The 746-nt window shown below is 75.9% G+C and carries 1 protein-coding gene; it reads left to right on the top strand.

All coding sequences use genetic code 11. From position 1 onward, the window contains the following. Positions 1–96: 96 nt before the first annotated feature. On the top strand, positions 97–746 hold a 650-nt coding region (locus JAO81_RS24520), incomplete at its 3' end, for an aspartate/glutamate racemase family protein (protein ID WP_199550081.1).

A 746-nucleotide genomic window follows, 5' to 3' on the forward strand; every position in this document is an offset into this window, starting at 1 on the left:
CGGGGCCGCCCCTCACTCACAGGGCGCCGCCCCCCCGTCCGTTCGCTGAGGTACCGTCCCGTACGGGGGCGGAGTCTTCCGGAAGGGGAGGAAGGCGTGCACCGTACGAACGCCGTGGTCCTGGTCAACCCCAACTCCTCGGCCGCCACTACGGACATGATGGCCGCCATGCTGCGCGAGCAGCTCGCCGCCCGTCGCGACCTCGAAGTGCGGGCCGTCACCGCCGCCCACGGACCCGGGATGATCGTGACCCCCGATGCGCTGCGCGCCGCCGCGACGGAGGCAGTCGCCGCCGCGCTGCGCGCGCGTACCGAAGGCACGGCGGCGTTCGTCGTCGGAGCGTTCGGTGATCCGGGCATCGAAGAGCTGCGGGCCGCCGTCTCCGTACCGGTCGTGGGCATCGGGGAGGCCGCGCTCCTGGAGGCCGCGGACACCGCGTTCGCCGTGGTGACCACGACCCCGGGGCTTGTGCCGGCCATCGCCGACCGTATCGACGCGCTGGGGCTTGCGGACCGGTGCGTCGGCATCCGCTGCACCGAGGGGGATCCGCGGGACCTCGCGGGCCGGCCCGACCTGCAGTGCGAACGGCTCGCGGCGGCCGTCGACCTGAGTGCCGGCCGGGACGGGGCCCGCAAAGTGGTCATCGGCGGCGGCCCGTTGACCGAGTCCGGAAGGGTGCTCGCCGGCCGCAGCGACGTGCCGCTCGTCGTGCCGGGGGGGGGGGGGCGGGGCCGCGGGCCGCGGGG

The organism is Streptomyces sp. N35 (assembly GCF_016464295.1).
Taxonomy (GTDB): Bacteria; Actinomycetota; Actinomycetes; order Streptomycetales; family Streptomycetaceae; genus Streptomyces.